Source organism: Vogesella perlucida (genome assembly GCF_979366545.1).
Map to the genome: position 1 here is coordinate 1 of NZ_CEETRO010000039.1, position 538 is coordinate 538.

Here is a 538-nt window from a genome sequence, read left to right on the forward strand (position 1 = left end):
CGCGCCCGCAACGTACTTCGCGGTCCAAGTTGGCCAGCATGTGCTGGTGCTGCGGGCTTTGCAGTACCGCATTCACCCGCCGTACCTTGCGCCCGGTTTGCTCGGCGTACACGGTGGCGAGTACCGGCTCCAGCATGGTGCCCCAGAACACCGGGGCTTTATCGGACAGATCCTCTGCCGGTTTGCGGCCAGTTTTTTCCAGCCAGAGCGACAGCGCACTCTTATAAGGAGACAGCCCAACGGCAGCTGCCGCATCGGACGAACCAATGCCCAGCTGGCGCAACTGCAGCCATTGCTCACGCGGCAGATTCAGGGTGGATGCCAGGCGCTTGGCCTGGCCGTAGCGTTCACGCATAGAAACCTCCAAAAGCATCAAGCCCGGGCTGGCAGTGTCAGTCCGGGCTATCGGTTTGAGTAAAAGGGTTTAGTACTCTGCGGCCAACATCACCGTCATCACGCGGTGGGTCAGTACAGGGTTGGCCGCATCAACGGAGTGCTGCTGCAGCGTAGGGTCGTAGTAATCGATCTTGCAGAACAC

Annotated in this window: 2 protein-coding genes; both read right to left on the reverse strand. The window is 60.4% G+C overall.

Translation table 11 applies throughout. The features are described 5' to 3' along the window. Window positions 1-355, reverse strand: a 355-nt coding sequence (locus ACZ9XP_RS17790; RefSeq protein WP_465188947.1) for a lambda-exonuclease family protein, incomplete at its 3' end; no start/stop codon positions are given. A 69-nt stretch (window positions 356-424) separates the two neighbouring features. Continuing rightward, window positions 425-538, reverse strand: a complete 114-nt coding sequence (locus ACZ9XP_RS17795) for a DUF3768 domain-containing protein (RefSeq protein WP_465188948.1) — start codon at window positions 536-538, stop codon at window positions 425-427.